This window comes from Bradyrhizobium barranii subsp. apii (genome assembly GCF_011516635.5).
Classification (GTDB): Bacteria; Pseudomonadota; Alphaproteobacteria; order Rhizobiales; family Xanthobacteraceae; genus Bradyrhizobium; species Bradyrhizobium barranii.
Map to the genome: position 1 here is coordinate 2592445 of NZ_CP096255.1, position 24430 is coordinate 2616874.

Consider the following 24430-nt stretch of genomic DNA (forward strand, 5'->3'; position numbering starts at 1 on the left):
CCGATTCCCGCGCATTTTAACGAATTTTGCTCGGCAAAACTGATCTGCCGACTTTACTGGATTCTCGCGTTTGATCTCTAGTGTCGGTTCCCAGAGGAATTCGGCGTCCTGCCAGCACAAGCAGGATGGCTAACCAAGAACTGGGGTAACGAGATGAACGGGGCGAAATCGCTTCTGCAGGATCTGGACGACGCGATCGCGCGCGGCACCGACGAGAGCCGGGCGAAGGCGTTGTGGCATGCGACCGACATCCTGATCACCGGCCGCTACAGCGACGACGAGATCAGCATGTTCGGCGAGGTCATCGGGCGGCTCGCCGACGAGATCGAGGTCGCCGCGCGGGCGCAGCTCTCCGAGCTGATGTCGGCCTGCGACCACGCTCCGCTCAATGTCATCGAAAAGCTCGCCCTCGACGACGAGATCGACGTGGCCGGTCCCGTGCTGCGCGACTCCGCTCGTATCGACGAGAAGATGCTGGTCGAGAGCGCCATGACCAAGGGCCAGGCGCATCTGCTTGCGATCGCCCAGCGCAAGTCGATCGGCGAAGCCGTCACCGACGTGCTGGTCAAGCGCGGCGACCAGGCGGTCGTGACCTCCGTCGCAAGGAACGAGGGCGCGCGCTTCTCGGGCTCGGGCCTGCTGCACATGGTCCGGCGCGCGGAGGGCGACTCGATCCTCGCCGAGCAGCTCGGCCTGCGCAAGGACGTGCCGCGCCACATCTTCCAGCAGCTCATTTCCAAGGCGTCGGAAGACGTCCGCCGCCGCCTCGAGCACGAGCGGCCCGAGATGATGGCGCAGATCCAGAGCTCGGTGACCGACGTCACCGGCGATCTGCAGTCCAAGTTCGGTCCGTCCTCGCGCAGCTATTTCGTCGCCAAGCGCGTGGTGACGACGCAGTACCGCCAGGGCAACCTCAACCAGGACTCGATCTCGAACTATGCGCGCCAGCACCGTTTCGACGAGGTGCAGATCGGCCTGTCGCTGTTGTCGTCGCTTCCGGTCGACGTGATCGAGCGCGCGATGATGGACCGCAATCGCGAGATACTTCTGGTGCTGTGCAAGGCGCTCGACTTCTCGTGGGACACGACCATGTCGCTGCTGTTCCTCGGCGCCAAGGATCATCTGATCACGGCGCGCGAGCTCCATGACAGCGAGCGCGAGTTCGGCAAGCTCAAGATCGAGACGTCGCGCAGCATTCTGAAGTTCTACCAGTCGCGCAAGACCGGCGCGGGTGCCGATACGGGCCGTCAGCCCGAACTCCAGGTGCACTGAGCGAGAGGGAGTAGTTGCAATGTTGCCTCAATTCGGCACCGCAATTCGCAAGAACAAGAGCCTGCCCGTCGATGCCGGCGGTTCGGCTCCCGAGAAGGCTTCCGTCGACGCCGCCTGGCTCGTGCTCGAAGCCGCCAACGATCTCGGCGATCACGCCGCGATCGCGGCCTGCCGCCGCGTCATCGACGCCGAGCTCAACGGCACGGTTGCCGGCAGCGCGGATATCGATCTCGTGCTCGGGTATTTCAGGTAGCGACGGTCACCAGCGTCTAGTGCGCCATCGCGATTTCGCCGGACACTTGCTCGCGCCTTGCATCGATGCGTAGCAGCACGACAACGACTGCGCCCACCAGCGCGCAACCCGCCAGCAACAGAAGACCTGCGGTAAAACTGCCGGTTAAATCCTTCAGGTAGCCCATTGCGTAAGAGCCTGACTCAAAATTGCATTGCTGTTTTTATCGCTGCGATGCGCCTTGTCATGAGTTGGACAGAGGCGAGGAAGAGCCAGGCAGTTGCGCTTTCGATGGTTCGCTCGAAGTCCTTGGCCAATCTGCGGTTGCGGCCGAGCCAGGCGAAGGTTCGTTCGACCACCCAGCGGCGCGGAAGCACCTCGAAGCCCTGTGCGGCATCGGAGCGCTTGATGATCTCGACAGTCCACCGGCCGATCTTTTCCAGCACCGCCTTGAGCTTTTCGCCGGCATAGCCGCCATCGGCGAAGATATGGCGCAGCCAGGGGAAGCGGTAGCGAATGCTGCACAGGACATCTGGCGTGCCGTCACGATCCTGGACGTCGGCAGCGTGAACGATCGCTCCGACCAGGAGCCCTTGGGTGTCGGTGACGATGTGGCGCTTTCGACCCTTGATCTTCTTTCCCGCGTCGTAGCCGCGAGGGCCGCCACTTTCCGTGGTCTTGACCGATTGGCTGTCGATCACGCCGGCCGTCGGCGAGGCCTCCCGGCCGATCGCCTCGCGCGCCAGCATCAGGAGTGCGTGGTTGATCGATTGCCACAATCCGCTGTCGCGCCATTGGTAGAAATAGTACTGCACCGTGGTCATTGGTGGAAACAGAGTGGGCGGCAGCATGCGCCACGGCAATCCGCCGCGCAGCAGATAGAGTACTGCCTCGACGATGTCGCGATAGCTCCATTTCGGGCGCCGCCCGCGCTTGGCCCGCACAGGAAGCAACCTCTCCAGCACGCCCCATTCCGCATCCGTCAAGTCGCTTGGCAAACGCAGCTCCTCTCGGGCAAACTGTGCCCGGGTGATATCAGTCCACATTCTCGATCCCTTTGATGCTTCGCAACACCGATGGAATCAGAACTCGCTGATATCACTCAACTTATTTTTCGGTCGGACACTAAGGACCGGCGAAACCGGAAAGATTTCCAAGCGAGTTGATCGCGGCGATGCCGGCGGCAGCCGATGCTCCCGTTAGAAAGCTCGCCGGCAGCGGCCAAAACATCGGGGGGACCGCGGAGACGCCGATCTGTGCGAAGCAAAGCAATGCCATGACAAGGACGGAGTTGGAAACGAGACCCGCCACTCCGATTCCCACCGCTGCCATCAACAGTGCCGCGGCGACGTGACCCTTTCTTTCCATGGTCCGATCGGAATGACGACCAAGCAGCACCATGCCCGCGGCCCCGAAAATAAAGGGCAACGCTGCGAGCAAGCCGGTCTGGGTATCACTGACGCCAAAACCCTTGATGATGGTTGGCAGGAAGAACGCCACACCATAACTTGCAGCGTTCAGGCAGAAGTACACCAGAGCGCACAACAAAATGCGGTAATCGGTGAGCGCCTGACCCAATGACAGGTGTTCGACTTTCTCCTTGTTTCGCTTCTCGGTGGCCTGCACGTCTTCCAGCCAGGCAATCTCGTCTTGTTGCAGCCAGCGGGCCTGGCGCGGAAAATCGGTCAGATAGAGCAGGACGCAGATGCCTACCCACGGCCGACGGCAGCGCCTCGAGAATGAACAGCCACTGCCAGCCTTCCAATCCCCAACCGGTCACGCCGAGCAGAAGCCCGGAGATGGGCGATCCGATGATGGACGAAATCGGGATCGCCAGCATGAACAGGCTGATGACCCGAGCCCGGTAAACCGCCGGGAACCACAGGGTCAGATAGAAGATGATGCCCGGAAAGAATCCCGCCTCGCAGGCACCGAGCAGCAACCGAAGAGAGTAGAAGACGCCCGTCGTCGGTATTCCCGTTGCTGCCGATATCGATGGGATGAATGCGAAGGCCGCCGAGACGATTCCCCACGTAATCATGATGCGGGCGATCCAGACGCGCGCGCCGACTCGTTCCAGGAAGATGTTGGAGGGGACTTCAAACAGGAAATACCCGACGAAAAACAAGCCCGCGCCCAGTCCGAACGCTGCTTCACTTAAACCCAGCGCCTGGTTCATGTGCAGCTTGGCAAAGCCGACATTGACGCGGTCAAGATAGGCCACGAAATAGCAGACGATCAGGAACGGTATAAGCCGCCACATAACCTTGCCAATGACACGCTTCTCGACGTCTTGCATGGCAAGGCCTCCCGCTTGATCACCGGAACCCGCTCAACATCCGGGCGGCGTTGCGAAACAATGACGGGGGCGAACGATGAGTGCAAACGGCATTTTGACGTTCAAGCCAAAGTGACAGTCGTGCTGTCATGCTCGAAGCTGGACGAGAGACGAAGCACGCGACACGCTCTATCTAACGTTCGGGGGCGGCCCAGGCATCGGCCGCCCGCCATGATGATCGCGAACATCATCTTATTTTGCCATCGCAGTCATGGCCAGCTTCTCAACCTCCTGTTGGACGAACGCGAAGCGCCAGAATGTCTAGGCGTTCGCGCCGCCGTCGACGGTCAAGGTCGAGCCGGTGATGTATTTTGCCTTCGCGCTCGCCAGGAATGTCACGGCATTCGCGATGTCATCCGTCGCGCCGTACCGGCCGAGCGCCATGAACTGTTTCAGCGTCTCCGCGGTCGGGCCGTGCGCCGGATTCATGTCGGTGTCGATCGAGCCCGGTGCCACGAGGTTGACCGTGACGTCCCTCGGGCCAAGCTCCCGCGCCAGCGCCTTCGTGAATGCGGTTAGCGCCGACTTCGACGCCGCGTACACGCCGAGCGCCGGCGAGGGCACGCGGTCCGCAAAATAGCTGCCGATGGTGATGATGCGGCCGCCCTTGCCAAGGTGCGGCAGCGCGGCCTTGCTCGCGGCGATCGGCGAACGCACGTTGACGTTCAGCAGCGCGTCGATGTCGGCGAGCGAGATGTCATTGAGGCCTCCCAATCGCAGAATGCCGGCATTGTTGACCAGGATGTCGAGCCCGCCCAGCTCCTTGACGGTCTTGTCGACCGAAGCCTGAACGGCAGCGACATCGGCGCTGTCGGCCTGGATCGCTACGGCTTTCCGGCCCGTCGCCTTGATCGCGTCCACGACCTTGGCGGCGCTCTCCGCAGACTTCTCGTAAGTAATCGCGACATCGGCGCCTTCCGCGGCTAGCGCCTTCGCGATGGCCGCACCGATACCCCTGCTTGCGCCCGTCACCAAGGCCCGTTTTCCTGCCAGCGTCATGTGATCTCTCCAATTCTGTAATGATCGACACAGAATATGTGGAGTCTTGATTGCCGCGGTCAGGTGAATTATGTGTTGATCATTACAGAAAGACGGGCGATGGCAGGCCGGCCACGGGAATTTGATCGCGACGCGGCGTTGGAGGCCGCCATGCTGCTGTTTTGGCGCAAGGGCTTTGCGGCAGCCTCGATGCACGACCTCTGCGACGCCATGGGCGTCAGCTCGCCCAGCCTCTATGCGGCCTTCGAAAGCAAGGAGGCACTCTACCTTGCCGCGATCGAGCATTACGTCGAGACCCAGGGCCAGCCGGTCTGGGACCGGCTTGCGGAAGGCGCGACCGCGCGCGCCGGCATCGAGAATCTGCTGATCGGGGCGGCCGAGACCCTGCCGAAATCCCGGAGAGCGCCGGCCGGCTGCATGGCCGTGCTGGGCGCCGTCAGCGACGAATGGCCGGCAACGATTGCCCGCGAGATCAAGAAGGCCCGGCTCGACATGCTCGGCAATTTGCGCGGGCGGCTGGAGGCTGCGGTCGCGAGCGGCGAACTGCCTGCCGCAACCGACATCGATGCGCTGAGCCGGTTCTACCTCAGCGTCTTCGAAGGCATGGCGATCCAGGCCAAGGACGACGCGACGCCTGAGGAGTTGAGAGGCGTAGCGAAGGCGGCCATGGCGATGTGGCCGGGCGAGCGGTAGCTCGCGGCCTGTACCATGGGTAGAGCGCAGCGAGACCCATCGTTCCATCCAGGCGTGTTGATGGGTTTCGCTCCGCTCTATCCATCCTACGAGCTAGGCCGAGAGATTGATCTATCTCAAGACCGTATCCGAAACGCGGGCCCAGCTTACATTCGGAAGGCAGCGATACGTCCAGACAGGCGGGAGGTGAAGCATGTACCGGCATATTCTCATTCCGACAGATGGGTCGGAGCTAGCGGAGCACGGCGTGGCGCATGGGTTGGCGCTGGCGAAATCCCTTGGAGCCAAGGTATCTCTAATCTTCGTTGTGGAGCCGTTTTCAGAAATGACAGGGCGGTTCCGTGAAGCAGTCGCAACATATGCCGAGCTGCGCAAGGAACAGGCCACGAGCGCGTTGGATCGCGCGGCAAATGCGGCCAAGGAGGCCGGCGTTTCCTGCGAACCGATTCAAGTGGAGAACGGGCAACCCCATCAAGCCATCATCGCAGCAGCCGAGAATAAAGGTTGCGATCTCATCGTGATGTCATCCCATGGCCGCAGCGGACTCTCCATGCTTCTCATCGGTAGCGTGACAAACAAGGTGCTGGCACAGGCGAAAACTCCCGTACTGATTTGTCCGTGAATGTGCGGATCGGCTGACAGAGTTCTCGCTCGCCGCGAGGACTAGAAAACTCAACGGCCGCATAAACCGCCTTGTCTGCTTTTCGTCATCTGCGGGCCTTACCTGCCGGTCAGGCCTTGTCGGCCCGGCACCCGGGTAGCCGGTGACAGTGCGCTTAACTCGAAGCCGGGGACCCCGTGCGCATCAATTGAATGCACTGTCACCGCAATTGCGGCGACGGCTAGAGCCTGTCGATCCGAAATGCGCGAGTCTCGACCGTGGTGCGGACACGCGCGTTGCACGCAGCTGTGATCGTGGAACCCCGCCGCGGATGTAACGACGGACGCTCCCCTCCGAATAGCCCGTAGCGGACGCTTCGTTCGCCAATAGATGGATGCGCAATCCGGGGAGAAATCGTCGCATGATGGGATTCAACGTCGCGGAGAATGGTGGAGGCTCTTATCGTCCGCTCGCCATTCTGCGCTGGGTCATGGTGGTCATATTCGTATCGTTTGGAATGCAGAAATTCACACTGCAATCCGCACAGGGTATCGCCCAGTTCATCAGCCACAGCCCGTTCATCTCCTGGCTGTCGGTATTCGGCCTGAGGGGAGAGGCCTATGTTCTCGGTGTCGCCGAATTCGTGATCGCGGCGCTGCTCGTGGCAGGCAGCTTCAGTCCGGTCTTGTCGGCGCTGGGTTCGTTCATGGGCATGGTGACCGCGATCACGTGGTCGTTCTTCTTTACGACGCCGGGCGTCGTCACATGGAGCCTGTCAACCGATCCGATGGCGTGGAATCTGGCCGGCGAGTTCCTGTTCAAGGACATCGTCCTGCTGTGTGTTTGCGCGGTGTTGTTTCTCGCCTCGTTGCCGCAATCGGTTGTCCGGCTCCGCACCGGCGGAGCCTAAAGCGGCTTTGCGATAGCCCGTAGGATGGGTAGAGCACAGCGAAACCCATCACGCTTCAACGCGCCCGGAAGCAAGGATGGGTTTCGCTTCGCTCTACCCATCCTGCGAGACGCAGCTCACCGCCGAGCGCGGTAAATCACGACATCATTGCCATGACGCGTCGTGCTCTTCTCGAGGATGTAATTGGCCTTTTCCAGCACGCGGCGGGATGCGCCGTTGCTGACATAGACAAGGCCGATGAGAGACGGCAGTTCGTGGTGCGACAGCCCAATGTCCGTCAGCGCGATTGCGACCTCGCTCGCAAATCCGCGGCCCCAGAACTCGCGCTTGAATGCGTAGGCAATCTCGATCTCGTCGATGTCGTCCACGAGGATGTGCCGGATCCCCGCTCGCCCGGCGAAGGCGCCGTCCTTCGTTCGCAGCATCCACAGCCCAAAACCGTGCTGGTCCCAATGCGCCATGTTGGTCGCGAGATAGGTCTTGGTGACCTCGGGTGCACGCACGCCGCCGAGATAGCGGGACACCTCGGCATCGAGATGCAGCGTGACGAGGTCGTCGAGGTGGTCTTCGCGAAGCCTCTCGGCGGTCAATCTGTCGGTGCTGAAGCGGTCCATGGAGACTGATAGCCGCTTTGGCGGCCGGTCGTCGATCGCTTTCGCGATGCGACACCGCACGCGTCAGCAGCGGCTGGACCGCTTGGACTCCATGTCGCGCCCGGGTTCTGACTTGGCCGCGCTGAGCGCCGCGGCCAGCTCGTCGATATGGTAGGGTTTCGGCAGAATCTGCAGACCCGCCAATTCGGCGTCTTGAACCGCGGCTTCGGAGTATCCGCTGGTCAGAAGCACGGGGATGTCGCTTCGCCTTCTCTTGATCTCCCGCGCCAGCTCGACCCCATTCATGCCGCCGGGCATCATGATATCGGAAAAGACGAGGTCGACGGCGCGGCCGTCGGCCAGGGCACCGAGCGCGGCCGCGCCACTCGCCGCGTGCGTGACCTCGTAACCGAGCTGGCCCAGCATCTCGCTCACCAGTGCGGCAACCTCGTCATCGTCCTCGACCAGGAGGATGCGGCCATGATTGCTCTTCTTCGGCCGCACCATGTTGAGATCGATCAGGTGTCGCTCCCTGGAAGGAATGCTGAGCGATCGCGGCAAATAGAGTTCGATGCTGGAGCCTCGGCCGACTTCCGATCGAATGCGGACCGTCCCCCGCGACTGCGTCGCGAATCCATGGACCTGGGCGAGCCCGAGCCCCGAGCCCTTTCCGACCTCCTTGGTCGTGAAGAATGGTTCGAAAACGCGTGACAGGATCTCCGGACTCATGCCGACACCGGTATCGACGACGGACAGGCGCACATAGTCTCCGGCGATCTGCTCGTCATTCAGATCGGGCAGATTTTCCCCGCGCACGAGAATCGTGCCGCCATTGGGCATGGCGTCGCGGGCGTTGACGGCGAGGTTGAGGATCACGAGTTCGAGCTCGCCGGGATCGACCTCCACCGGCCAGAGCGTGTCCGGAAAATCGAACTCGACGTGGACGTCGCCTCTCAGGCTTCGATCGAGCAGTTCGCGCATGCCGCCCATCTGTGAGGCGACGTCGACAGGCTCCGGCCGGAGCGTCTGCCGGCGGGAGAACGCGAGAAGCTGCCTGGTCAGGCTGGCCCCGCGCTGGGCGGCCTGGACCATCCCGTCCATGAGCCGGCGACGACGGTCCGGATCGGTCTGGCGGTCGAGCATGTCGAGGCCGCCGGAGATCACCATCAGCAGATTGTTGAAGTCGTGCGCCACCCCGCCGGTCAGCTGTCCGATGGCTTCGATCTTCTGGGCTTGCCGAAGCGTCTCCTCGACCCGGGCCCGCTCGTCGATCTCGACGCGCAGTTGTTCGACGGCTTCCGCAAGGGCCCGCGTGCGCTCGACCACCAGCGTCTCGAGCTCCTGAGCCGCCTGTTCGCGCGCCGCAAACAGGGCCCGGATTTCATATTGGCGCCGCCGCGCGCGCAGTGCCGATTGAACGGCGCTGGTCAGCGTCATTGGCTGAACCGGCCGCTCGAGCAGCGAGACGTTACGGAGAAGCGCGACAATGCTGCGGCGCCAGGCGAGGACGGCCGGCTGCTCGCGATGGCTGGTCAGGACGACGAAGGGCAGGTCGGACCAGGGCGGCTGGCTCTCGATCCATTGTGCCAGCGGCGAGGTGTCTTTCCCGAACAGAGCTTCCTCGGCAAGGAAAACGGCGCCGACGCCGGCTGCCATCTCGCTGACGAGTTCGGGCAGACTGCGGCAGCTGGTCGCTTCCAGGTGCGAACTCCGGAACAGCTCGACGGAGGCAAGCCCGTCGCGCCCGATCGGAGCAAAGACGAGAACATGGTGATCTCGCTCAACGCTCATTCAACCGACCCTTCGGGCTTAGGTGCCCCGGTATAATGCGGATTGCCGGAAAAGATGCCGCTGAACTCCCTCAGGGGCGGGCCGAGCGTGATGCCGGCGCTGCTAAGCCGAAATTCCCGGATGGTATGCTCGTGTCGGCCGCTGCGCTTCTTGACGACAGACAGAGCGCGCCGCACCGTTCCGCCGACCTCGAAATAGCGCAGCATGACCACGGAATCGCTGAGATAGCTGATGTCGAGAGGCGTATCCATCGGACCGACGAGGCCATGCTGGGCGAGGACCAGGATGGTCAGCACACCCTGCTGCCCCAGGTAGCTCAAGAGTTCGTGCATCTGCAGGATGAGAAATCGCTCGTCGGGCATCGCGGCCAGATAGCCGTTCAGACTGTCGATGATGACGAGGCGGGCATTGTCGGCCTCGACGCTCTTTCGCACGTTTGCGGCGAACTCACCCGGCGACAGCTCGGCGGGATCGATCTGCTGAAACCGGACAAGCCCCGAATCGACGTGTTCTTGCAGGTGCAGGCCAAGTGTCCGGGCGCGCGCTTCGACCGTGCCGCGGCCTTCATCGAACGCGAAGAACACCGCGTGCTCGCCACGTTCGGCCGCCGCGATCGCGTAGGTGAGCGCAACCGATGATTTGCCCACGCCGGCGGCGCCGATGAGCAGCGCATTGGTGCCGCGCTCGAGGCCGCCTCCCAGGAGCTGGTCGAGCTCGGCGTTGCCGCTCGGGGTGAAGTCGCCGACGAAGGTCTTGTGATGTTCGGCCGCCACCAGGCGGGGGAATATCTGCAGGCCGCCTCGCTCGATCGTGAAATCGTGAAACCCGCCGCGAAACCGGATGCCGCGCATCTTGATCACGCGGAGCCGGCGCCGCTCGGCGCCGTAATCGATCGCGACCTGTTCGAGCATCACCACGCCGTGAGCAATGGAATGGAGCTGCAAATCGTCCTGAGATGACGAAAGATCGTCGAGCAGGACCACTGTGCAATTGCGGTTGGTGAAAAAATGTTTCAGGGCCAGCACTTGGCGCCTGTAACGAAGCGGGTTCTGGGCAAGCAGGCGCAGTTCGGACAGGCTGTCGAGCACGACGCGGTTGGGATTGACCCGCTCGACTTCCCTAAAGATCAGGCCGGTCGTCTCGCTCAGCTCCATTTCGGCGGGATGAAACACCGTGAGCTCGCGCTCCGGATCGAGCGTCGTCTCCGGCGGAACCAGTTCGAAGATGTCGATGCCGTCCAGCGTCCAGCCGTGCCGCTGTGCCACGACGTCCAGCTCGCGCTTGGTTTCGGACAGCGAAATGTAGAGCACGCGCTCTCCGTTCCGCACCCCCCTCAGCAGGAACTGAAGCGCGATGGTGGTTTTGCCCGTGCCGGGCTGCCCCTCGTAGAGATACATCCGGTTGGCGTCGAAGCCGCCTCCCAGGATGTCGTCCAGGCCGGCGCTGCCGGTCGATATTCTGGACAGCTCTCGGGGCGCACTGTCCGCAACAGTGCAGGATGGACTGCTCATTGGTTTCCCTTGACGCTTCGAGAGAACGGCGCCACCGCCCCTGCACGAGCTCCGGGGCTCGCACTCGGTTAAGGCCGAACGGCCTTGGAACGAACTCTCAGATCGGCGCCGGGTTCCCTGCTGATGGGGTGGCGGTCGGCCCTGATCACGACGCCGATCCAGCCCGAAGACGGTACCGCACCGCCACTCGCAGGACGGAGAAGGTCGCGAGCCGGATGTCACTGAAGCCGACGATGCCATCGTGCTCCTGTGTTGCCCGACGGGTCAACCGATCCTCCGTTCGCAGCCCGGCGCGTCAAGCGTTCGCAGTCAAGTCGCTGCTTGATCTGAATCAAACAGGCGGATGACAGCCGCACCATAACGCGACTCCAGGGACTGGTGACATGTTGGTGTGCGCAATGAGTCCGACCTGGTACGTCACCTTCGAAGTGCAACGGCGAGGCGTTCTGCCGAGACAACGAAGTCCGCGCGAGACGAAGACCTTCGCGACTGAACATGAAGCCAAGCTGTTTGCGCGCGCCAAGCGCGATGATGGACTTTCCGTCTTTGCAGGCACGATCAACCCGCACCTGCCGAAGCGGGTGATCCCATCCTCCGGCATCGGCGCGTGGCTTGCTGACGAACAGGACGGTGCTGGAGCGCACGGCACTTCAAAGACTGACTAAGCACGCTTCTGTGCACAGCGATGGCCCTTGGGTGTTGCCATTTTGATACGGGCCCAAAATCCTCTCGCGCGTAAACTTCAGGATGCTCGCAAGCTTTATGCACGCCAGCCTGCATTAGGGCTCGCTTCTGACGGAAGAGATTTGAGCAAAGGGGATGAGACGATGAAAAAGCTTTCGATCGCGGCGATCGGCTTCGCGGCGCTGAGCATGTCGGCTCCGGCCATGGCGGCCGATATGGCCGTCAAGGCGCCGCCGCCGGCACCGGTGGTGGCGGTTTACAATTGGACCGGATTTTACATCGGCGCCAACGGAGGCTGGGGGCAGAGCCACGGTTGCGTCGATTTGATAACGCCCGCAGGCAACGTCGCAAGTGGTTGCGCCGATCGCTCCGGAGGCCTCGTCGGTGGACAGATCGGTTATCGCTGGCAGACCAATCAGTTCGTGCTCGGCCTGGAAGCCCAAGGTGATTGGGCCGAGATCAAGAACACGCGCGTCAGTTTGATCGATCCGTTGATCTCGACCACGGGCAAGACCGATGCGATCGGGCTGTTCATGGCTCAGCTCGGTTGGGCATGGAACGCCTCACTGCTCTACGTGAAGGGCGGCGCCGCCGTGACGCGCAATCGCTTTGACATCTTCAACAATGTCACAGGCGTCGGCCTCGCCTCGGCAGGTCACACGCGCTGGGGCGGTGCTCTGGGTGTCGGCTGGGAGTATGGCTTCACCCCGAACTGGACGGTCGGTGTTGAATACGATCACCTCTGGATGGGGCGTGACAACACCTCCTTCGCAGGCGTGGTCACACCCGGTGGGTTCACCCTCACCGGCAGCGGAGTCACCCAGGATATCGACATGGTCACGGTTCGCGTGAACTATCGCTTCGGCGGTTACGGCGCGCCGCGCTATTGATCCAAAGTCCTCCCAGTGAACTCAGGCCCCGGCATCGACCGGGGCCTTTTTCATGGGGGAGCGAAAGAAAACGCAGAGGCACCGGAGGAGGCCTTGCGTCGCCTCCATTTGATTTGTTGATTTTGGTTCGGACCGAACGCGTCCAGTCGTGTGGTGGCGCAGTCGAGGCGGCAATCCCGGGAGGATGCCATCATGCTCCTGTTTTGCCCGACGGCGCAACCGGCACGCCGTAGTCCGTAGCCCGGATGGAGCGAAGCGCAATCCGGGCCCAGTGATACGTTGCGCAAGAATCCCGGATCTCGCTTCACTCCATCCGGGCTCCGTCTATTTCCTTGGATGCATCAATGGTTTCACTGCATCCATCGGTCGCTATCCCGGCAGCATGCGCGGCGTCCCGCATCACCGCATCCCGGTTCTTTGCTCTCCGCTCGCGATCGTCTCGAACCATCTGAACAGGTCCGGTCGGTTAGCCCTCAACCATTCGGGGTCGCCGATGTAAAGCGTGAACGCTTCCGGAAAGAATTCGTCTGCCGGTTTCGAGGCTGCATACCAGGTCACCGGCCTGATCTTTTTTGCTTTGACGAGTGCCTGGAAGGAATCCTTCAGACCCGGCGTCGCCGCTACGACATGACCGAGTTCGTGCGCAAAAGTCACGAATGTTTCGCCCGCGATCTCGGGCTGGCCGCCGACACCGGATCCTCCGATGAAAAGCGCGTCAGAGTTCATGTTCGAGGAATCGAAGACGATGACCATCCGGTCGTTGCCGCGCAGAAGCGCCAGTCCTGCCTCCAATCGGTTGTTGATCGCGAATTTGGTTGCGGTGACGCCAATCAGTTCGACTGCAATTTTCTGGCGCGCGATTCGCAGCCCCTTGAATTTCGCTGCGAGTTGATCGCTCATCCGCTCCAGGGTGACCTCGAGCATCTGCAGCTCGTTCGGCGTGAATTCCTGCAAGCCCGTAAGCTGTTGCGCGCTGTATTGGAACAGCCGGGCGAGCTGGCTTTGTGCCTCCGAGGGGGCGAGTATTTCAATTCCATAGTTTTCCCTAAACCAGGACGGCGTGCCGCTCCTCGTCTGGATTTCGGCGGTGACGCTGTTCTCCAGCTCGGCAACGGTCGTCCCTCGCGGCTTCACGCCGGGGTATCGCCTTTTCAACCACGCCATCAATGCGGCAGCGTCGCCTGAATTGGCGCTGAAACCGTTCACCCGACGCAATTCACCAGGACGTTCGAGTGTCGAACCCTTCCGGTCTTCGCCGATCCGCTGGATGCTGACGCTGTTGTTTGGCCCGAACCGGATGGTCAGCAGGACCCGCTTTTCGACGTTTGGAATGGGAACGATGGCATCGATTTCTGCGTCGCGTGTCCCGTTGCCGAAGTACTGCAAGATCATAAATTTGGCTGGAAGGTGCTCCTCGGCAGCAAGTCCGGCCAATCCCGTGATGTCGCCGAGCCTGCTCTGCTCCGCGGTTTGATTCTGCGCTTTTTCAATCTGCAGGTCCGCAAAATCCCTGGCGTCGTAACCCGCTGGCACGCCCGCACTCACGGGTGCCGTGTCGCTGAGGAAGGCGATACGCAACGTCAGGATGGGGCCCGAAGGGACCTTCGTTCCCGCGACGAGGAAGCTGGCCTGACGACCGGCGGCACCTTCAGCGGGGCCGGTCGTCAGAATCTGATCGAAGCCCGGATTGGGGCTGGCGGCAATCCAGGCCAAAATGCTCCTCAGCTCGCCGGGATGCCCGGCCCAGTAACTGACGATGTTGTTGTTCTGGGGAAAGCCTGCGTATGCGTAGGTCGACGGCAGCCGCGGAATTGCTCCAGCTGCGGTCGCCACGGCCGGTTTGGCGCTGAGCCCTTCCGCGATGAACCGGGTTTCAACCCTGTCCTTATCACGGGCGCTCATTCGCGGGATGAAGACGATCTGATATGCGAGGTCGGTCGATCGTGGTTTCGCCGGCCGCTTGGGAATGATCGCAACGATCTTTGTTTCGGCGTTGACGGTCTCAGGCTTGACTTGCCAGACCGTTGCAAGCACGGCGTCACGTTCCTCCGCGTTGGCCTGCATGCGGGGATCGAAGCCCATTTCGAAGGCTTCCCCGATCTTTTGCTCCCAGTAACTCGCGCCGGCCCAACGGCGCAGCTCCCTGCTGTCGAAAGGCGCACCCTTGGTTTGATATGTGGTTTGCTCCTGCGAATAGGCGGCGCTGACGGCCGGCTCTGCGATCGCATTGGCGGTGCCGATCAGTGTCGCGAACAGTCCAGCAAACCTGCTCGCAAGCCGTTTCATTCGCATCGAGGAAAAGTCCCAAAGGTCTCCACGCGCGAGGCGCGAAAGAAGCCGCACCGGCAATGATCTGAGCGCGTCAACCCTGGCGCGCGACATCGATTGCGTTCAATTCACGTTAGATATGCTGCTGAAAGTTATATTTTATGTGACGATCCACCGAGCCCGATGTCGGATGGTACGACAATATGTTGATTTTCCGAAGTTGTCATCATGCTCCTGTTTTGCCCGACGGGTCAACCGGCGCGCGGCCGATAGCCCGGATGGAGCGAAGCATAATCCGGGTCCGGTGAAGCGTTGCGCAAGACCCCCGGATCTCGCTTCGGTCCATCCGGGCTATGGTCAGATGATTTCGCATATGCGTAACCCATTGATCTCACAGCTTCCGTCTACTGTGCATGGGGTTGTTTTCGCAATTTTAGTTTAGAGAGGGCGCTAGCCCGCGCCGAGTGCGACCGCGACGTTGTAGGTCAGAAGGCTCGCGGCATAAGCCAGCACCAGCATGTAGAAGAAGGTCACGGCCATCCAGGTCCAGCTTCCGGTCTCGCGCCGGATCACGGCGAGCGTGGATGCGCATTGCGGGGCGAAGATGTACCAGGCCAGCATCGACAGCGCGGTCGCGAGCGACCATTTTGTCGCCAGCACCTGGCCGATCTGCTCGGCGGCTTCCTTGCCACCTTCGATCGCGTAGACGGTGCCGAGCGCTGCGACCGCGACCTCGCGCGCCGCCATGCCCGGGATCAGCGCGACCGCGATCTGCCAGTTGAAGCCGACGGGGGCGAGCAGCGGCTCGAGCGCCTTGCCGATGATCGCAGCGAGGCTGAAGTCGATCGCCGGCTCGGTGGCGCCCGCGGGCGGTTGCGGGAACGAGGCCAGAAACCAGATCAGCACCATCATCGAGAAGATCGTGGTGCCGGCGCGGTGCAGAAACATTTTCGCCCGCGTGTAGACGCCGATCGCGATCGATTTCAGCCGCGGCATCTTGTAGTCCGGCAGCTCCAGCATGAACGGCGCCGGCGCATAGTCGCGCAGCATGAAGAATTTGATCAGGAACGAGACGACCAGCGCGCTGGTGATGCCGGCGGCGTAGAGGCCGAACATCACGAGGCCCTGGAGGTTGATGAAGCCCCAGACGTCCCTGGCCGGAATGAAGGCAGAGATGATCAGCGTGTACACGGGAATGCGCGCCGAGCAGGTCATCAGCGGCGCGATCAGGATCGTGGTCAGCCGGTCGCGCTTGTTGTCGATCACGCGCGTCGCCATGATGCCGGGAATGGCGCAGGCAAAGCTCGACAGCAGCGGAATGAAGGCGCGGCCGTGCAGGCCGGCGCCGCCCATGATGCGGTCCATCAGGAACGCGGCGCGCGCCATGTAGCCGAAGTCTTCCAGCAGCAGGATGAACAGGAAGATGATGATGATCTGCGGCAGGAACACGATGACGCTGCCGACGCCTGATATCACGCCGTTCTGAAGGAAGCTCTGCAGCAGGCCGGCGGGCAGGGTGGCGTGCACGAATTCGCCGAGCGCGTCGAAACCGTTGTTGAGCAGGTCCATCAGCGGCTGCGCCCAGGCGAACACCGCCTGAAACATCACGAACAGGATCAGCGCGAGCACGAGGAGCCCGCCGACCGGATGCAGCACCACGGCATCGATCCGCGCAGTCCAGGTGTCGGGTCTAGCAGGCAGGCTGACGCAGTCGGCGATGATGCGGTCGGCCTCGCGCTGGGTGGCGCGCAGCTCGGCGACGCTGAGCGCGCGCCAGCTGTTCTCGGCCGGCTCGGCGGCGAGCTTGGCCGAGATCTCGTCCGTCAGCGCCAGCAGATCGGCCGTGCCGCTCTTGCGCACCGCGATCGAGGTGACCACGGGCACGCCGAGCTCCTTGGCGAGCCGCTCCACGTCGACAGTGATGCCGCGGCGGCTCGCGATGTCGAACATGTTGAGCACGAGGATCATCGGCCGGCCGGTGCGCTTCAGCTCCAGCAGCAGGCGGATGGTCAGGCGCAGATTGGTCGAGTCGGCCACGCACAGCACGAGGTCGGGTACGGTCTCGCCGGACGCCTTGCCGAGCACAAAGTCACGGGTGATCTCCTCGTCCGGGCTGCGGCCGCGCAGCGAGTAGGTGCCGGGGAGGTCGACCACCGAGACCTGGCGTCCCAGGGGCGTAACGAAGAAGCCTTCCTTGCGCTCGACGGTGACGCCGGGATAGTTCGCGACCTTCTGTCGGCTGCCGGTCAGCGCGTTGAACAGCGACGTCTTGCCGCTGTTCGGCGTGCCCACCAGGGCGAGATGCAGCAGAGGAGCTTCCATGGGATCAGATTTCCGGTCGCTATCTAGGCGACAATGATGGCCATGGCTTCACGACGGCGGACCGCGATCGTGATGTTGTCGACACGGACGGCGATCGGGTCGCGCCCGACCAGGCCCTCGTGCAGGACCTCGACCCGGGCGCCCTCGACGAAGCCGAGCTCGATCAGCCGGCTCTCGAGCTCGATGTCCGAGAGCGCCGAGCCCGCATCCCTGGCGGAAAGATGTTGGATGACGCCGATATAGCCGCGCTGGGCCAGGCCCAGCGGCATCCGCGAACGCGTGTCATTGGTGTCGGTCATGCCCTGTATTTTCAACGCAGGGCAGTGAGGTCAAGCGCGCGGGTCGGCTGAAACTGCACCTTAGAGTGATTTTAAAGTGCAGAACCGTGAGGCGCCGTTGGGGGACGCCCAACGGCTACTGGGCCGGGACCTTTTCCGGCTGGATGGCGGCCATGGCGCGGCTCTTGAAGTAGTCGAGGACGAACAGGCGGATCGCCGAGGACAGATTGCCCTGCTGGCGGTTGCCGTCGATCTCGCCGACCAGCTCGGACAGCGTCATGTTGCGCAGGCCCGAGATCTCCTTCATGCCGTTCCAGAACGCCTCTTCCAGGCTGACGCTGGTCTTGTGGCCGGCGACCACGATCGACCGTTTCACCACGGGCGACTTCATGACTGATCCTCGCGATCGATCTGATGCTGGTCCAGATGCGCCTTCGCCTGGTCCGCGCGCGTCTCCTCCGCCGACCGCTCCGCCTTCGTGCGGCCGAACTTCGCCCGGTTGACGTCCGCCTGCTTCGCCGTGGCTTCCCGCTCGGCGCGCTTCCTGAAACGATTCAGGTTGATGACGTTCCCCATGCCGCGTCTCCATCATCCGCTCCTCTTCTGGCAGGATGAAACATTCAGAAACTGGGTGCCGTGTTGCGCCCTATGAGACTTGATCGCCATTCGCTCGTCCTCGTCAATTGGCCCCTCGGGCCATCAAACGACGAATTAGCCCCGTCAAAGGGCAGAGAGGCCTGCGTAGCACGCCGCCTCGCCACAACATTGACGGTAATCAAATCCCGGCCCTTAGGCCTTATATTTATGAGCCCCAGGGCACCGTATCATTACGGATGACTATCGGAATTCGGAATTCATCCAGGCCGCGTCATTTTCTCCGGCTGCACCAGCCGGTCGAACTCGTCGGCGGAGACGAAGCCGAGCCGCAGCGCCTCCTCCTTCAGCGTGGTGCCGTTGGCATGCGCGGTCTTCGCCACCTTGGCGGCGTTGTCATAGCCGATCTTCGGGGCGAGCGCGGTCACCAGCATCAGCGAGCGCTGCATCAGCTCCCTGATGCGCTTTTCGTCGGCGCGGATGCCGCTGACGCAATGTTCGGTGAAGGAGCGCGCGGCGTCCGCCATCAGCCGGATCGAGTGCAGCATGTTGTAGGCGAGCACGGGCTTGTAGACGTTGAGCTCGAAATGGCCCTGGCTGCCGGCGACTGTGATCGCAGTGTGATTGCCGAACACCTGGCAGCACACCATCGTCATCGCCTCGCACTGCGTCGGGTTGACCTTGCCGGGCATGATCGAGGAGCCCGGCTCGTTCTCCGGCAGGATCAGTTCGCCGAGGCCCGAGCGCGGGCCCGATCCGAGCAGGCGGATGTCGTTGGCGATCTTGAACAGGCCTGTCGCGACGGAATTGATGGCGCCGTGCGCCAGCACATAGGCGTCGTTCGAGGCCAGCGCCTCGAATTTGTTGGCGGCGCTGGTGAAGGGCAGCTTCGTAATCCCGGTAACGTGCTTTGCGAACAGTCTTGCGAAGCGCGGCTTGGAGTTGAGGCCGGTGCCGACGGCGGTGCCGCCCTGGGCCAGCGGATAGAGGTCCTTCACCGCCACCTTGAGGCGGGCGATGCCGCTTTCGACCTGCGCGGCGTAGCCGGAAAATTCCTGGCCGAGCGTCAGCGGCGTCGCGTCCTGGGTGTGTGTCCGCCCTATCTTGACGATTTTTGCGAACTCTTTCTCCTTCTTGCGGAGCGCGCGCAGCAGCTCGCCGAGGGCAGGGACGAGATCGGCATTGATGCGGCTTGCGGCCGCGATGTGCATCGCGGTCGGGAACGAGTCGTTCGACGACTGGCTCATGTTGACGTGATCGTTGGGATGCACCGGCTTCTTGGCGCCGAGCTCGCCGCCGAGCAGCTCATTGGCACGGTTGGCGATGACCTCGTTGAGGTTCATGTTGCTCTGCGTGCCCGAGCCGGTCTGCCACACGACAAGCGGGAAATGATCGTCCAGCTTGCCCTCGATCACCTCGCGCGCGGCGCGGATGATGGCGTTGGCCCGGCGCTGGTCGAGCAGGCCGAGCGCGAGGTTGGATTGTGCGGCGGCGAGCTTGACGATGCCGAGCGCATGCACGAGCGCGATCGGCATGCGGTCGATGCCGATGCGGAAATTCTGGCGCGAGCGTTCGGTCTGCGCCCCCCAATAGCGATCGGCGGGGACCTCGATGGGACCGAAACTGTCGGTCTCGGTGCGGCTGGCGGGGCGGGCAGTCTTCGAGCGAGCAGTGTTCGAGCGAGCAGTCTTGGCCATGAGCACATCCATTCTGCGGCACGGAATGCCGTGCAGCCTCTTCATGTGCTCTTCTATATCGGCAGTTTGGCCGGGCGCGACCGTTTCGGGTCCAACCTAGATCATTTCTTGCGGAAACGATCGAGCCGCACCACCTCGGCGCCGCCCTGGTTCGGGGCGGTCGGCTCCTCGGCGCTTTCCGCCGGTTCACTGGCAGGTGCGGGCACCGCGACGGCCGACGGCGCGGGAGCGGCCGGCAATGTCTCGGGCGAGACCTCGGCGACATCGGAGGTGTCGAACTGGAGGCCGAACTTCACGGACGGATCGAGGAAGCTCTTGATCGCGCTGAACGGCACGATCAGCCGCTCCGGAATGCCGCCGAAGGACAGGCCGACCTCGAAACGATCCTCGAGTACGGTCAGATCCCAGAACTGGTGCTGGAGGATGATCGTCATCTCTTCCGGATATTGCGCCAGGAGCCGCGACGACAGCTTCACGCCCTCGGCTTTCGACACGAAGGTGATGAAGAAATGGTGCTCGCCCGGCAGTCCATGGGACGCGGCATCGGTCAGCACCTTCCGCAGCACGCCGCGCAGCGCGTCGCGGGCCAGCACATCGTATCGGATATGATCGGTCGCCATGGTGGTCCTGTTGCATTCCAGGAGTTGGGCCCTGCCGGCCCGACTCGCCAAGCCGCAATAGTACCGCGCCTGACGGGTCAGCAGGAGTCCCCGCCGGGAAGGAAATAAGAGGTAAGTGGAGGCTTCTGTTGCCAGGTGCCTCCGAACCCCGCCTAACGGAGCTTAACCCGTTAGGACTTTAAGATGGTCTTTCAAACTGCGTTACGCAGCCTGAGCAACCGGAGCAAAGTTGTCGTTGGCAACTATTGCAGTAGCCCGATAACGGCGGAACAATACCGGGAAAAAGCACGCCCTTTACGCCCTCGTCGATCCTATTTCGCCCCCGCCAAAACCCGCTCTGGGTGCGCCCGCTGGTGGGCTTTGGTGGAGGCGCCGGGTACCGCCCCCGGGTCCGAATGGTTTATTGCGACGACCGTTTATTTCCATAGCCGGCGAACCGGCAGCCCCAATATAGGGGGCAAAGGTTTCAAATGACAGGTGTTTCGAGCGGCGATCCCACGGTTCCCTTTGGATAGGTCCCGGGCGGGCCTCGGTATGATCTTGGCCCTGGGACGGCCAGCGTTCTAAGCTCCTGACATGTCCATGGATTCAGCACCGGCCGCCCAAGAGCCGGACCATCCAGCCGCCCACGCTCCTCCGCCCGGCCTCGTCGCGCTGTTCCTGGCCTTCGCCCGGATGTCGCTGGCCGGCTTCGGCGGGGTCCTGGTGTTTGCCCGCCACGCCATCGTCGATCAGCACCGCTGGATGACAGCGGACGAGTTCAACGAGACCTTTGCGCTCTGCCATTTCCTGCCCGGGCCCAACATCGTCAACCTGTCGATGGTGTTCGGGTCGCGGCTGCGCGGCATCGCCGGCGGCGTTGCCGCCTTTACCGGGCTGTTGCTGCCGCCGACGGTGATCATGACCGTGCTTGCGATCATCTACGCCCGGTTCGGCGATGTGGAGGTGCTGCGCCGGATCCTCGCGGGCATCTCCTGCGCGGCGGTCGGGCTGCTGATCGCGGTGGTCTTCCGCATGATGATGCCATTGCTCAAGCGGATGGACGCCGTCGTGCTCATTCTCATGCTCGGTGTGTTCGTTGCGATCGGCGTGCTTCGCCTGCCGCTCCAGGCGGTGCTGCTGGTCGCGATTCCCATCAGTATCGGCGTCACATATTGGGTGCGGCGGAAGGTAGCAGCATGAACAGCGAAAACCCGATCTGGGCGCTGATCTCCACCTTTGGTCTAATGTCGCTGTTCGCAGTCGGCGGCGCTGCGGCGGCGGTACCGGAGATGCACCGCATCGCGGTCGACGTGCATCACTGGATGACCGAGAAGCAGTTCGCCGACGCCTATGCGATCGCACAGCTCTCGCCAAGTCCGAACGTACTTATCGTCACGTTAATCGGCTATGCCGTCGCCGGCATCCCCGGCGCGCTGGCGGCAACGCTGGCGATGTGCCTGCCGACGGCGCTGCTTGCCTATTATGTCAGCCGTCTGCTGAGCCGGCCCAGCCAATCGCGCTGGCCCGCCTTGATTCAGACTGCACTGGTTCCGCTATCGATTGGATTGATGGCAGCCAGCGCCCTGATCCTGGCCCAGTCGACCGATCGCACCTTTGCTGCGCTGCTTCTGACCGCGGCAGTTGCAGTGCTCGCGTCCGTCTCGCGCATCAATCCACTCTGGCTTCTGCTCGCCGGAGGCCTGATTGGTTTTGCTGGCATTGTGTAATGAAAATCGCTAGGCAGTGATCCGGGCGGGGGATCCTTTTCCAGCCGATTAGAACAACAGTGCTCGTGACTTAGGAGTCGCGGAGGAGACAAGCATGGCCGACACGATGGGCCACTCGGCGACTGCCACCCGAAACACCTCGGTGGCGATCGGCTTCTGCCTGCTGGCGATCGCGCCGCAGATTTTCGAATTCATCTGGTCGATCGGGACGATCTTTGGCTGGGGTGCCGGGCGCGGCCCACTGCAGGTCGTAACCGGCCATGCGACAGCGCTGCTCGCCGGCGCGCCCAGTGCCATATTCGGATCGTTCGGTGCCGGCACCAAGAAGGCGTCATCTGATGTGCTGCTGGCGCTGATCTATTCCTATCCGCTGTTTGCGGTGGCGATCCTCACGCTGTTCATGACGATCCGGTCGGCGCAGGACTATGTCGGCGGCGTCATCCTGATGGCGCTCGCCCTGTTCGCGCTGTGGGCGTCGAGCGATCTGCAGGGCATGCGCGGCTTCTCCTTCGGTGCCGGCACGGCACCGCGGATGTTCGGTGGATTGCTGGTGGCCTTGTCGGCCGCCATCGCCTTGACCGGCCTTCTGACCGATGGGCCGGCGATGGCCCATTATTCCTGGCGCGGGCCTCTGTTCGTGATGGTCGCGATCCTGTTTTTCGCGCTGGCGATCCGGCCGCTCGGCCTCGTGGTCACGGCCTTCGTGAGCTTCATGATTGCAGCGCTGGGCTCGCATGAGACGCGCTGGCTGGAGGCCGCCATCGTCGGCGCCTGCCTGACGCTCGGCTGCGCAATCCTGTTCCCGTACGTGCTCGGGTTGCCGATGCCGATGTTCCCGCGTTTCCTGGTTCAGTGAGGGTGTAATGGAGCTCTTTGCCAACCTCGCTCACGGTTTTGCCGTCGCGTTCTCTCCGATCAACCTGCTGATGTGCCTGATCGGCGCCCTCGTGGGCACGCTCGTCGGCGTGTTGCCGGGCATCGGCACCATCGCGACGGTCGCGATGCTGCTGCCGATCACTTTCGGCCTGCCGCCAGTCGGCGCGCTGATCATGCTCGCCGGCATCTATTACGGCGCCCAGTATGGCGGCTCGACCACGTCGATCCTGGTCAACATACCCGGTGAGGCGACATCGGTCGTCACCGCCATCGACGGCCACCAGATGGCCAAGCAGGGCCGCGCCGGCCCGGCGCTGGCGATCGCCGCGATTGGCTCGTTCTTCGCCGGCTGCGTTGCGACCGTTTTGATCGCCGTCCTCGGCGCGCCGCTCACGAAGCTCGCGCTGGCGTTCGGTCCGGCCGAGTATTTCTCGCTGATGGTGCTCGGCCTGATCTTCGCGGTGGTGCTTGCCAAAGGCTCGGTGCTGAAGGCGATCGCGATGATCGTGTTCGGCCTGCTGCTCTCGATCGTCGGCTCTGACATCGAGACCGGCGCCTCGCGCATGGCCTTCAACATTCCGGAGCTCGCCGACGGCCTCGGCTTCGCGACGGTGGCGATGGGTGTATTCGGCTTCGCCGAGATCATCCGCAATCTCGACGCCGGCGCCGAGATGAATCGCGATCTCGTGCAGCAGAAGATCACCGGCCTGATGCCGACCAGGAAAGACCTGACCGACTCGGCGCCCGCGATCCTGCGCGGCACGGTGCTCGGCTCGATCCTCGGCATTCTGCCGGGCGGCGGCGCGGTCATCGCGTCGTTTGCCGCCTATACGCTCGAGAAGAAGCTCGCCAAGAACCCGTCGCGGTTCGGCCGCGGCGCGATCGAGGGCGTGGCGGGGCCGGAAAGCGCCAACAACGCCGCGGCGCAGACCTCGTTCATTCCGCTGCTGACGCTCGGCATCCCGCCGAACGCGGTGATGGCGCTGATGGTCGGCGCGATGACCATCCACGGCATCGTGCCGGGTCCGCAGGTCATGCAGAAGCAGCCGGATCTGGTCTGGGGCATGATCGCCTCGATGTGGATCGGCAATCTGATGCTGATCATCATCAACCTGCCGCTCGTCGGAATCTGGGTGCGGCTGCTGCGCGTGCCTTACCGGCTGATGTTCCCCTCGATCGTGATCTTCTGCGCGATCGGGATCTACTCGGTGAACAACGCACCGGTCGACGTCATCCTCGCGGGCGTCTTCGGTCTGGTCGGCTACTGGCTGATCAAGCACGATTTCGAGCCGGCACCGCTGCTGCTCGGCATGGTGCTCGGACCGCTGATGGAAGAGAACCTGCGTCGTGCGCTGCTGATCTCGCGCGGCGACTGGAGCGTGTTCCTGACGCGTCCGTTGTCGGCAGTGCTGCTGGCGATCGCGGCGTTTCTGCTGATCCTCACGGTCCTGCCCGTGCTGCGCGCCAAGCGCGACGAGGTGTTCACCGAATCCGAGAACTGACCGCGCCTGCGTTGTCGCGGCGCCCTGCGTCCGCACGCCGCATTCGGAAG

25 protein-coding genes, 1 other RNA gene and 1 pseudogene are annotated in these 24430 nt (G+C 62.9%); 11 read left to right on the plus strand and 16 right to left on the minus strand.

The window, feature by feature from the left end:
* The first annotated feature begins 153 nt into the window (after positions 1–153).
* Positions 154–1272, plus strand: coding sequence for a DUF2336 domain-containing protein (locus HAP41_RS12355; RefSeq protein WP_071910481.1), 1119 nt, complete (start codon positions 154–156; stop codon positions 1270–1272).
* 19 nt (positions 1273–1291) lie between these two features.
* Positions 1292–1525 (plus strand): hypothetical protein, encoded by a 234-nt coding sequence (locus HAP41_RS12360; RefSeq protein ID WP_063981598.1) that lies wholly within the window; start codon positions 1292–1294, stop codon positions 1523–1525.
* 16 nt (positions 1526–1541) lie between these two features.
* Here HAP41_RS12360 and HAP41_RS12365 read toward each other — a convergent pair whose 3' ends face one another.
* The 5 genes and pseudogenes from HAP41_RS12365 to HAP41_RS12380 form a co-directional block, all read right to left on the minus strand.
* Positions 1542–1691: a hypothetical protein gene (locus HAP41_RS12365; RefSeq protein ID WP_175618138.1), complete on the minus strand. Its 150-nt coding sequence runs from the start codon at positions 1689–1691 to the stop codon at positions 1542–1544.
* A gap of 16 nt (positions 1692–1707) precedes the next feature.
* A complete protein-coding gene (locus HAP41_RS12370) occupies positions 1708–2550 on the minus strand; it encodes an IS5 family transposase (protein WP_166060442.1) in 843 nt (280 codons plus the stop codon).
* A gap of 79 nt (positions 2551–2629) precedes the next feature.
* Positions 2630–3130: an MFS transporter gene (locus HAP41_RS50030; protein ID WP_349770485.1), complete on the minus strand. Its 501-nt coding sequence runs from the start codon at positions 3128–3130 to the stop codon at positions 2630–2632.
* A gap of 145 nt (positions 3131–3275) precedes the next feature.
* A pseudogene (locus HAP41_RS50035) lies at positions 3276–3803 on the minus strand (MFS transporter); the annotation flags it as partial.
* Positions 3804–4103: 300 nt separating this feature from the next.
* Positions 4104–4841, minus strand: coding sequence for a 3-oxoacyl-ACP reductase family protein (locus HAP41_RS12380; RefSeq protein WP_166101699.1), 738 nt, complete (start codon positions 4839–4841; stop codon positions 4104–4106).
* 150 nt (positions 4842–4991) lie between these two features.
* Here HAP41_RS12380 and HAP41_RS12385 point away from each other — a divergent pair, with 150 nt between their 5' ends.
* From HAP41_RS12385 to HAP41_RS12395, 3 genes are all read left to right on the plus strand, one after another.
* Positions 4992–5534 (plus strand): TetR/AcrR family transcriptional regulator, encoded by a 543-nt coding sequence (locus HAP41_RS12385; protein ID WP_248577196.1) that lies wholly within the window; start codon positions 4992–4994, stop codon positions 5532–5534.
* A 193-nt stretch (positions 5535–5727) separates the two neighbouring features.
* Positions 5728–6156 (plus strand): universal stress protein, encoded by a 429-nt coding sequence (locus tag HAP41_RS12390; RefSeq protein WP_063981602.1) that lies wholly within the window; start codon positions 5728–5730, stop codon positions 6154–6156.
* A 400-nt stretch (positions 6157–6556) separates the two neighbouring features.
* Positions 6557–7045 (plus strand): DUF417 family protein, encoded by a 489-nt coding sequence (locus HAP41_RS12395; protein ID WP_166106063.1) that lies wholly within the window; start codon positions 6557–6559, stop codon positions 7043–7045.
* A gap of 116 nt (positions 7046–7161) precedes the next feature.
* Here HAP41_RS12395 and HAP41_RS12400 read toward each other — a convergent pair whose 3' ends face one another.
* The 3 genes from HAP41_RS12400 to HAP41_RS12410 form a co-directional block, all read right to left on the minus strand.
* On the minus strand, positions 7162–7659 hold the full coding sequence (locus tag HAP41_RS12400) for a GNAT family N-acetyltransferase (RefSeq protein WP_166101692.1): 498 nt from the start codon (positions 7657–7659) through the stop codon (positions 7162–7164).
* 63 nt (positions 7660–7722) lie between these two features.
* Positions 7723–9429 (minus strand): response regulator, encoded by a 1707-nt coding sequence (locus HAP41_RS12405; protein ID WP_166101689.1) that lies wholly within the window; start codon positions 9427–9429, stop codon positions 7723–7725.
* Positions 9426–10940, minus strand: coding sequence for an ATPase domain-containing protein (locus HAP41_RS12410; protein ID WP_166106061.1), 1515 nt, complete (start codon positions 10938–10940; stop codon positions 9426–9428). Before HAP41_RS12410 ends, HAP41_RS12405 begins: the two co-directional genes overlap by 4 nt.
* 398 nt (positions 10941–11338) lie before the next feature.
* Between HAP41_RS12410 and HAP41_RS12415 the strand changes: the two genes are divergently transcribed.
* A complete protein-coding gene (locus tag HAP41_RS12415; protein WP_166101684.1) occupies positions 11339–11605 on the plus strand; it encodes a hypothetical protein in 267 nt (88 codons plus the stop codon).
* 162 nt (positions 11606–11767) lie between these two features.
* Positions 11768–12514 (plus strand): outer membrane protein, encoded by a 747-nt coding sequence (locus HAP41_RS12420; RefSeq protein WP_166106059.1) that lies wholly within the window; start codon positions 11768–11770, stop codon positions 12512–12514.
* Between the two features lie 399 nt (positions 12515–12913).
* Here HAP41_RS12420 and HAP41_RS12425 read toward each other — a convergent pair whose 3' ends face one another.
* From HAP41_RS12425 to ssrA, 8 genes are all read right to left on the minus strand, one after another.
* Positions 12914–14896: a hypothetical protein gene (locus tag HAP41_RS12425; protein ID WP_166101679.1), complete on the minus strand. Its 1983-nt coding sequence runs from the start codon at positions 14894–14896 to the stop codon at positions 12914–12916.
* A gap of 336 nt (positions 14897–15232) precedes the next feature.
* Positions 15233–17104: a ferrous iron transporter B gene (gene feoB, locus HAP41_RS12430; protein WP_166101675.1), complete on the minus strand. Its 1872-nt coding sequence runs from the start codon at positions 17102–17104 to the stop codon at positions 15233–15235.
* A gap of 23 nt (positions 17105–17127) precedes the next feature.
* Entirely contained in the window at positions 17128–17403 is a 276-nt protein-coding gene (locus HAP41_RS12435; protein WP_071910502.1) for a FeoA family protein, read from the minus strand.
* Between the two features lie 115 nt (positions 17404–17518).
* Complete coding sequence (locus tag HAP41_RS12440) at positions 17519–17773, minus strand: ribbon-helix-helix domain-containing protein (protein ID WP_014493044.1); 255 nt, start codon at positions 17771–17773, stop codon at positions 17519–17521.
* Positions 17770–17958: a DUF4169 family protein gene (locus HAP41_RS12445; protein WP_063981611.1), complete on the minus strand. Its 189-nt coding sequence runs from the start codon at positions 17956–17958 to the stop codon at positions 17770–17772. Before HAP41_RS12445 ends, HAP41_RS12440 begins: the two co-directional genes overlap by 4 nt.
* Positions 17959–18236: 278 nt before the next feature.
* On the minus strand, positions 18237–19685 hold the full coding sequence (gene fumC, locus HAP41_RS12450) for a class II fumarate hydratase (RefSeq protein ID WP_166106057.1): 1449 nt from the start codon (positions 19683–19685) through the stop codon (positions 18237–18239).
* Positions 19686–19774: 89 nt separating this feature from the next.
* Entirely contained in the window at positions 19775–20293 is a 519-nt protein-coding gene (locus HAP41_RS12455; RefSeq protein WP_028147704.1) for an SspB family protein, read from the minus strand.
* Between the two features lie 114 nt (positions 20294–20407).
* Positions 20408–20773, minus strand: a transfer-messenger RNA (tmRNA) gene (gene ssrA / locus HAP41_RS12460).
* A 96-nt stretch (positions 20774–20869) separates the two neighbouring features.
* On the opposite strand from ssrA, the gene HAP41_RS12465 reads away from it, so the two are divergent.
* The 4 genes from HAP41_RS12465 to HAP41_RS12480 all read left to right on the plus strand — a co-directional run bounded on the left by HAP41_RS12465 (position 20870) and on the right by HAP41_RS12480 (position 24380).
* Positions 20870–21475, plus strand: coding sequence for a chromate transporter (locus HAP41_RS12465; RefSeq protein WP_166101669.1), 606 nt, complete (start codon positions 20870–20872; stop codon positions 21473–21475).
* A complete protein-coding gene (locus HAP41_RS12470; RefSeq protein ID WP_166101667.1) occupies positions 21472–22002 on the plus strand; it encodes a chromate transporter in 531 nt (176 codons plus the stop codon). The genes HAP41_RS12465 and HAP41_RS12470 overlap by 4 nt, the downstream gene beginning before the upstream one ends.
* A gap of 94 nt (positions 22003–22096) precedes the next feature.
* Positions 22097–22858, plus strand: coding sequence for a tripartite tricarboxylate transporter TctB family protein (locus HAP41_RS12475; RefSeq protein ID WP_166101665.1), 762 nt, complete (start codon positions 22097–22099; stop codon positions 22856–22858).
* Between the two features lie 7 nt (positions 22859–22865).
* Positions 22866–24380, plus strand: a complete 1515-nt coding sequence (locus HAP41_RS12480) for a tripartite tricarboxylate transporter permease (RefSeq protein ID WP_028147708.1) — start codon at positions 22866–22868, stop codon at positions 24378–24380.
* The last annotated feature ends 50 nt before the right edge of the window (positions 24381–24430 follow it).